Genomic DNA, 9,163 nt, shown 5'->3' with positions numbered 1-9,163 from the left:
AGGTGCGAGGCTTATGGGCCTTTTTTATTTTGCACTAAAAAATCCTGCTAATAGATTACCATGTTAAGTAAGCTATCAACAGGAAAAAGTATAGAACCACTTTAATACGGATTAATAGCTAAATCTAAAAGGGGCCTCGTATTCGAAGCCCCTTTTGGTATGGTGTAAACAGTTTTAAAATCTAAAGGTTGAAAGTTAATATTCCCAATTGAGTCCCAATCTGTTGGGGCTTTTTTGTTATAAAAATAGACACGAAACACTCCGTATCTGTATAATTGAGTCGTCTAAAAAACAAACATACAGAGGAGTTTTCGTGCCATGTCTACTATACAACATTCTACCCCTAATATTCACCTAGCAATGCAACATTTTTCTAAATTGGTCCAGTTACCTGACGTTTTACGTCGCGCTAATATCCATAAAACTCGTGGTATTCAGGTGCCAGTCCTGTTTGAATGGCTGATCACCACTATTTTTACGCGCTATTCCATCTTTCGTGCCGAATCTGATCCACATTTTACTAAGAAAACCGCCCGCAACTGTCTCAATAATCGCCATACAAATTGGCAACGTCTAGTTATTTTACTCGCAGTGCGGCTAATTCAATATGTTAAACACTTTACGGATACCCGCCGTGCACAAGCGCTCATCCTAGATGATTCCTTATTCAAGCGTGAGTTCTCGCGTAAAACTGAGTTATTAGCTCGGGTTTTTGATCATAATCACCAGCGCTATTATCATGGCTTTCGTACGTTAACTTTAGGTTGGAGTGATGGGAATACTTTCTTGCCCGTTGATTTTGCGCTGATGTCATCTGGCAAAGCCAAAAATCAATTAGGTCCGATCAACCAATTTGATCCGCGTACATTAGCCGCACAGCGACGAGCACAAGCCAAACGAAAAATGAATGAGGTTGCCTTAGAGCTAGTTGATTCGGCTTTAAGTGCTGGCATTAAAACTAAATACGTTCTGTTTGATAGCTGGTTTGCTTCACCAAGACTATTTTTTGAGTTACTGCAACGCGGTCAGTTTGGTGTAGGTATGCTCAAACGCAGTGAGAAAGTTTATTTTCGTTATCGTGGTCGCCAAATGGATGTTAAATCGTTGTACGAGCGCCTTCGGCGGAGTAAATGGCCTCAGCATCAGAATTATCATTATAGTCCCATTGTCACTTTCGAAGTTGGAGGTCAGCCCATGAAAGTTAAATTAGTTTTCGTTCCTAACCGAACAGATCACAGTCAGTATCTGGTTTTAGGTACAACAAAAACGACCCTAGAACCTGACCAAATCATTCAACTTTATGGTCGTCGCTGGCAGATCGAGGGCTACTTCAAAGTAGCCAAACAATACCTGCGTTTTGATCAAACCCAAGTCCAAAGTTACGATGGACTGTGCGGCCATATGGCCATGGTCATGATGAGTTACGATATTTTAGCGCTGCATCAACGCGAACAAGTTGATGAACGAACGCTTGGCGATTTATTTTATAATTTTGGCCGCCCGTTGCCGGATATTGAGATCGCAGTCGCTTTAGCTTGGTTGATGCGCCAATTAACTGGTCTAGGTGAAAAGTTAGGGCTCACAACAACCATCATTGATGAACTCTTCGATCAATTTATCCGAACACTGCCCAATAATCTGGCCCAATTATTGGGCAATGGCGTGTAATAACTGAATTAACTAATTTTTAGTCTTCAAACTCAGGACTAGCAGGAGTTTGAAGTTATTTGGGTACTTTCAACCTTTAAACTTTCAATAAATTTATCGATACTTGCTTATAAAGTATAACTATTTTCAGAAATTTTTTACGAATTTTTATGTAAAATTGAGACTATTGAATGTTAGTCTGATGATATTTCTAGTATCGGAGTTGGGCTAAATGGGACAACAAAAAATACACAATCGCCAAACTAGTCGGTGGCCAGTCGCCATCCTCTCAGGGCTGCTATCCATGATGATTATTGGGGTCGTCTTTGGGTACTACCACATTACGCCCTTTGGCAACCATAATTTGCTGATAAGTGATATGGGCGGTCAATACTTATCGTTTTTCACCGCCTATCGTCATGCAATTCTTGCACATTCTTTTCAAGCCTATTCATTTTCACAGTCAATCGGTGGTAACGCTTTACCAAATATCGCGTATTATTTATTAAGCCCCTTCAACTTATTAATTTTATTTTTTCCAGCGGCCCATTTATCGGCCGCTTTGAGTTTGCTCATCATCGCTAAAATTGGTGCGATTGGCATCAGTATGACCTGGTTTTTGCAAACACATTTCAATACACGGCGTTGGTCCACGGCTATTTTTGGAACGGCCTTTAGCTGCTGCGGATTCGTCGCACTCAATTATTTCACGGTGATGTGGTTAGACACCTTGATCTGGCTGCCACTGGTCATAATGGGGCTGGACCGCTTGATTGCAACCGGACACGGCGTACAATTCTTCGGTTGGTTCTGGCTCAGCATCGTCACCAATTATTATTTAGGTTATATGACCGGCCTGTTCGTCGGTTACTATTTCATTTATCAATTGTTCGAAAACAAACCAGCCGGTGAACGCATCTGGCAGACGATCCGCACTCAATCAACCTTGATTTAGCGCTTTATCTTGACAACCTTGTTGTGTGGCTTGAGTACGATGTTTCTGCTCATTCCGACTGGGCTGGGCATGCTGACAACGGCCAAAACGGCGGTCAAGCCTTCCAGTTACTTGCCGGTTTTGCAAATCGGCTGGAAAACGCTCAGTCAATTCGGGATTGGCGCCGCTAATTTCACCACGCGCCTGGCCCACGCGCCAACGCTGTTCACTAGCACGCTAGTTTTACTGCTCGCAGGGTGCTTCTTCATCCACCCGCAACTATCACGAGCGCACAAGTGGCATGGCTTTGGTCTGTTACTAGCCTTATTTTTGAGCATGGCAATTCGGACACTCGATACAATCTGGCACATATTTCAAACGCCCGCCGGCTTTCCGTACCGGAACGCCTTCTTCTTCAGCTTCGCGCTCATCATAATTGCTTTTGAGGCCTGGCAAGCCGGTCCCCGTCAGGTCGCGCCTGTCTGGAAATGGGGGTTGCCGATTGGACTGATGGTGGCCCTGATTTTAGGCTGGTGGGGCCAACGGCGTAACCTTGACCAACGTTCTAAATATAATCAATCATTAGGACGGTCAATTGAACAGCGACCCATCGTGGTTAATCGACGTAATCGCATCGGTGATTTTGAATTAGATACAATTGTTGGCCCCCGTGGGCATAGTAAGACAGTTTTATTAACCTTAATCGATTGCAAATCACGTTTCCTTTGGGCCTACCGATTAAAAAAACGGACAGCAGTAACTGTTAATGAAGCCCTAAATAAGTTTCTAGCAACTTTTAATGGCCCGGTGCATAGTTTTACGTTGGACCGTGGCACTGAGTTTAGCGGTCTAGTATCACTTGAAGCACAATACGGTATTAAGACCTATTACTGCCATGCTTATACGCCAGCTGAGCGCGGCAGTAATGAACGATTTAATCGGAACTTACGCTATTTTTATCCTAAGGGGACTTATTTTGAGCACATTAGTGCTCAAGATTTGACAACTCTGTTACTCCAAATTAACCAAAGACCGCTTAAAGTACTCAACTGGCAAACACCTTGCCAAGTCATGCTGACTAATTTGTCAAAAAATTTGGATTAAAGTTGCAATCTACCGAATTAATTATGGCTCGTCAATTCGACAGCAAGACCAGCCGTCGGATTGCCAGTGACCTTCATCGCAACTCTAGTACGATCAGTCATGAGTTGAAATGTGGAACGGGTTGTCAAATTGGTGCTAATCATCAGCCTTTTAAGACCTACTTTGCGGATAATGCTCAATTGATTTATGACAACCAGCGGATGGCCTGTCGCGCTGTAAGTTAGGTGTTAAGGGTACCTGAATTCTTCCGCCAATTAGTGTTTGGATTGCATTGTAAGCCGCGTATTCACAGTGTTGATTCCTTTGTACACTGGTTCAAAATGAACCAACCGGAACTACCATGTCCGTCGACGGCCGCTTAGAACTGACTAACAGTGAACTGACAATGAAGTTGCGCCGACGGGTAAAGTCATCTCGCAAGACTCACAGCCGCATGAATAATCGTCCTTTAGTGAAGCTGAAAATACCAATAGTGGGCTCATTTTAGCCACCTCGCATGAACTTTTCAACACAATTTTTAGCTCAATCAGACCTTTAACTAATTTACCTGATTGTTGCAATTACTATATGCAGTGCTATAATGTCATTCTAACCACCATATATATAAAAAGGACGATGATTAGTTACGGAAACCATAAATATCCTCTACATCAGCTTGAATGGCAACACAAAATATTTTATTAGCAGACTGACAACATACTTTGAGAAAGAACGTCATGTTCGGGTTAGTTCCATTAATGTTAAAGAACACCCTGAATTCACCACTCTTGACCAGCCGTTTGTTACCTTCCTACCAGCCTTTCTTAAAGGTGGTAATGGGGCTAATAACGGTTATACTGAAATATTAACTACTATTTTGGGAGATTACCTCGCGTACGAAGGCAATTACCAGCATTGCTACGGTATTATCGGTAGCGGTAATCGTAATTTTAATAAGCAGTTTGCACTCACGGCTAAACAATATGCTAAACGCTTCGATTTTCCTTACATTACCGATTTTGAGCTACGTGGCACCGCACACGACATTCCGCGCATTGCCGATGCCATCTTAACCTATCGCAATCAATTTTGTTTTCAAACAACAAAGGAGTAATCCCTAATGGTAACTAGCACCCCAGAAATGGAAAATACCTATTTTTACTTAAATAACCTCGTAAACATCCCTGTCGACGGAGAAATTCCGCTATATTACGATCAAGAAGCCCTCAAGGCCTATTTTGAAGAGACGGTCGAACCAAAGACTAAACAATTTGATTCATTGGATGCCAAATTAAACTACTTAGTCGACGAAGATTACATTGATCCAGATATCTTGAATCAGTATTCCCACGAATTTGTGCGGTCCTTGTTCGACCGAATGAAAGACCATCACTTCCATTTCCGCAGCTTTCTCGGCGCGTACAAGTTTTACACACAGTACGCCATGAAAACCAACGACGGACAACAATTCTTGGAAGGCTTTATCGACCGTGTTGTCTTCAATGCTCTCTACCTTGCAAACGGTGATGAGCAACTTGCTAATGACGTTGCCGATGAATTAATTTCACAGCGTTACCAGCCCGCCACTCCCACTTTTCTCAACGCGGGGAAAAAGCGCCGCGGAGAAATGGTGTCGTGTTTCCTAATTGATATGGCCGATTCCATGCTCTCTATTGGCCGTGGCGTTAATTCTGCCCTTCAACTATCACGGATTGGCGGTGGCGTCGGTGTTAACCTGTCAAATCTCCGTGCCTCAGGCGATCCTATCAAAAAAATTGCCAACGCCTCGTCCGGGGTTGTACCAGTGATGAAGTTACTTGAGGACTCATTTAGTTACAGTAACCAGCTTGGTCAACGTAACGGTGCCGGAGTGGTTTATCTCAACGTCTTCCATCCCGATATTTTACATTTTCTGGATACTAAAAAAGAAAATGCGGATGAAAAAATTCGGGTGAAGACCCTGTCCCTCGGGCTGATCGTTCCCGATAAATACTATGAATTGCTCAAGACTAACGAACCGATGTATCTTTTTAGTCCCTATGACGTCGAACGCGAATACCACACGCCATTTGCCTACATTGATATCACGAAGGAATATGACAACATGGTTGCCAACCCGAATATCGAAAAATCGGTCTTTAACGCCCGGAAGCTAGAACAAAAGATTTCTCAACTCCAACAAGAATCTGGGTATCCTTACATCTTGAACATTGATACGGCGAACCGCACGAACCCCGTCGACGGCAAAATTATTATGAGTAATCTCTGTAGTGAAATTCTCCAGCCCCAGGAACCCTCAGAACTTGATGATGATCTATCGTATAAGACCATTGGTACCGATATTTCATGTAACCTCGGATCAACTAATATTATGAATATGATTGATTCGCCAGACTTTGGTCGCTCGGTTGCGGTCGCCGTTCGCGCGCTCACCCTCGTGACCGATACAACCAACGTCAAGGAAGTCCCAACCGTTAAACATGGTAACGAACTTTACCATACGATCGGATTGGGTGCCATGGGTCTGCATACTGCCCTTGCACGCCACCAAATTGAATATGGCTCATCAGAAGCCCTTGAGTTTACGGATGCTTACTTCCTAGCCTTAAACTACTATTCACTCGTCACGAGTAACCAAATTGCACGCGAACGTCACGAAACCTTCGCCAAATTTGAGCAATCAAAATACGCCGATGGTAGTTACTTTGATCAATACCTGAACGCCGACTTTGAATTTAAGAGCACTAAAGTTGCAGAGATTTTCAAAAACATTAAATTACCATCTGTTGCCGACTGGGAGGCCCTCAAACAGGCCGTCATGGCGGATGGTCTTTACCATCGTAACCGACTTGCCGTGGCACCGAATGGTTCCATTTCGTACGTCAATGAAACGAGTGCGTCACTTCACCCAATCACACAATTAGTAGAACAACGGCAGGAAAATAAAGTGGGATCAATCTTCTACCCGGCACCCTACCTGTCTAACGAAACTTTGCCCTACTACACGCCCGCATATGATATCGACCAACGCAAAATCATCGATACCTATGCCGTAGCGCAAAAACACATTGATCAAGGCATGAGTCTGACACTGTTCATGCGTTCAGTTTTGAAACCCGACCTTTACGAGTGGAAGGACAATGACAACTTGAAGATGACGACCCGGGACCTTAACCGGTTACGGAATTACGCCTGGACCAAGGGCATCAAGTCACTTTACTACATTCGAACATTCACAGAAGACGACGAAATCAAAACGGCAAATGAATGTGAATCATGCATGATCTAGGAAATTCACTTGGGGTCTTACCGTCCGTTTAACACACCGGCATACGTTATTGGGTCACAAGACCCATATACCCATGAATCCTAATTAAGGAGACGAACAAATAACGATGGACTATTTATACTACAAAGCAATTAACTGGGATGATATTAAAGATAATTTCGATAAATACATGTGGGAACGACTCACCACTAACTTTTGGTTGGACATTCGGATTCCCGTCACGAATGATCAACCAGCTTGGCAACAGCTAGCAGACACTCAACAACAGGCCATTACCCGCATGTTGGCAGGTGCATCGATGTTAGCCGTCTACCAATCAGAGGTCGGCACTCCTGCCATTCGCCATGATCGGCGAACCCAACAAGAAGAATCCGTATTAAATACCATTACCTTCATGAAATCAGTCCATGCTAAGAGTTACACGACCATTTTCCGGGCCCTGATTCCAGGCAATGGTGGCGCAAATTTCACTTGGGCAGACAATAATGCTGATCTGCAAGCTGAAATCGACCAACTCGCTCAAACGAGCACCAATGGCACGGCTTTACAAAAAAAAGCTCTTTTTATTTTGACCGAAACTGGCCTTTCATTTGGTAAATATTGGACAACCCTTCAAACCCATTCTCTCGTCAATACCTACCAAATGTTGGCCAATATTCTTCGTGGAAGTGCCATCTTTAGTGCCTATGTCGGCTACAAATTTCACCTTGGGTTTGAAGACCTCGCGTCAAGTGACCAAGCCGAACTGCAGCATTGGATTAACACCCAGTTTGATCAACTCATGCAAACCGAAAAAGATTTCTTAGAAGCTAACCTTGACGATGCCACCGAAGCCATCAATCTGGCCTCCTATGGTGCCAATCATGCATTAATGTCACTTGGCTTTAACGCTGTCTACGAAGTTCAACCGTCTTCACTAGTGGCGCAACTCAAAGAACTGATGATTGACCAAAATCAATTCTTGCAACAGGTAACGGCTGCAAACAATGAATCGGACACTGAAAAAATGACCGATGACGACTACGACTTTTAAGGAGTATTCAACTAATGAGCTATAAAACAATTAATTGGGACATCATCGAAGACGAACTTGACGAATATGTATGGGATAAAGCAACGGCACAATACTGGCTGGATACGCGAGTACCTGTTTCTAATGATTTACGGGACTGGCGGACACTCTCTGGCACCGAAAAATCGGTTATCAATCGGGTTGTGGGTGGATTAGCCTTGCTGGACACACTCCAATCCGAAGAAGGAGTCGACGTGATGCGGCCCGACGTTCGGACACGAAAAGAAGCAGCAGTCCTCAATGACTTTTTGATGATGGAGTCAATTCATGCCAAAAGTTACGGCACTATTTTGACATCTTTGAACGATCAAGCCACTGTTGACGAAGTGTTTAAATGGATGAACAATAATCCCCGAATGCAATACAAAGCCAAACGGATCAATGATATTTATCAAACGGGAAACAACCTTGAAAAGAAAGTCGCAAGCGTCTTTCTTGAAGGAATTTTGTACTACACCAACTTTTTTACCCCACTTTGGTACCGTGGTAACAATAAGCTGGCAAATCTTTCTGAAGTCATCAAACTAGTGATCCGCGATGAATCTGTTCATGGTACCTACCTCGGCTACAAATTCCAATTGGGATATAACGAGCTATCAGTGACTGAACAAAAACCATTCAAAAAGTGGATGGATGAGTTGCTCGATGATCTCCTTGAGAACGAGTTTGCGTTCACCGAAGAAGTCTACGCGCCGATTGGTTTAGCGGAAGACGTTAAACAATTCGTTCACTACAACGCCAACAAGGCGCTCCAAAATATGGGCTTCGAATCTCGCTTCCCCAATGCTGAGATTAAAGATATCAACCCAATCGTAATGAACGGAATTTCAACCGAAACGGCCAATCATGATTTCTTTTCACAAGTTGGTGCTGGCTATCTAATGGGTAATGCTGAAGCTATGAGTAGCGGCGACTATGACTTCTAACATAGGCTTCTAGGCATAATTCAAATTTAAAAAAGCCAATGTCCACAGGAGATATTAAAGGTGCCTCTGTCAACCGGTGTTGACGAAGTTATATTTAGAAACCAATTTATTTACGGCTCTTTGTCAAATCCTGTTGATGAATAGCTTTTACAGAGTTGAAAGTCATGCGACTTTCAACTCTGTTTTTTTCATTGGTTTTGTTCTCATTTGCC

The 9,163-nt window shown here is 43.3% G+C and carries 5 protein-coding genes and 2 pseudogenes; all 7 read left to right on the top strand.

Annotated elements, in window-relative coordinates:
* Positions 1-318: 318 nt before the first annotated feature.
* The 7 genes and pseudogenes from FFM78_RS13090 to nrdF all read left to right on the top strand — a co-directional run bounded on the left by FFM78_RS13090 (position 319) and on the right by nrdF (position 8,951).
* Positions 319-1,668 carry an IS4 family transposase gene (locus FFM78_RS13090; protein ID WP_035457969.1) on the top strand — a complete coding sequence of 450 codons (1,350 nt, stop codon included), beginning with the start codon at positions 319-321 and terminating at the stop codon, positions 1,666-1,668.
* Positions 1,669-1,879: 211 nt separating this feature from the next.
* A pseudogene (locus FFM78_RS14225) lies at positions 1,880-3,115 on the top strand (YfhO family protein); the annotation flags it as partial.
* A 6-nt stretch (positions 3,116-3,121) separates the two neighbouring features.
* Positions 3,122-3,685, top strand: a pseudogene (locus FFM78_RS13905) (IS30 family transposase); the annotation flags it as partial.
* Positions 3,686-4,319: 634 nt separating this feature from the next.
* A complete protein-coding gene (gene nrdI, locus FFM78_RS13080; protein WP_171001903.1) occupies positions 4,320-4,778 on the top strand; it encodes a class Ib ribonucleoside-diphosphate reductase assembly flavoprotein NrdI in 459 nt (152 codons plus the stop codon).
* 27 nt (positions 4,779-4,805) lie between these two features.
* The gene (gene nrdE / locus FFM78_RS13075; protein ID WP_171001902.1) at positions 4,806-6,953 is read left to right on the top strand and encodes a class 1b ribonucleoside-diphosphate reductase subunit alpha; all 2,148 of its coding nucleotides are present in this window, start codon (positions 4,806-4,808) and stop codon (positions 6,951-6,953) included.
* Positions 6,954-7,059: 106 nt separating this feature from the next.
* On the top strand, positions 7,060-7,986 hold the full coding sequence (locus FFM78_RS13070; protein ID WP_137638840.1) for a ribonucleotide-diphosphate reductase subunit beta: 927 nt from the start codon (positions 7,060-7,062) through the stop codon (positions 7,984-7,986).
* Between the two features lie 14 nt (positions 7,987-8,000).
* Positions 8,001-8,951, top strand: a complete 951-nt coding sequence (nrdF, locus tag FFM78_RS13065; RefSeq protein ID WP_027821209.1) for a class 1b ribonucleoside-diphosphate reductase subunit beta — start codon at positions 8,001-8,003, stop codon at positions 8,949-8,951.
* Positions 8,952-9,163: the final 212 nt, after the last annotated feature.

Origin of the sequence: Loigolactobacillus binensis, from assembly GCF_005405165.1 — a bacterium.
GTDB lineage: Bacteria > Bacillota > Bacilli > Lactobacillales > Lactobacillaceae > Loigolactobacillus > Loigolactobacillus binensis.
Note: the sequence above shows the minus strand (reverse complement) of the source record. Positions and strands in the feature narration are given on the sequence as shown.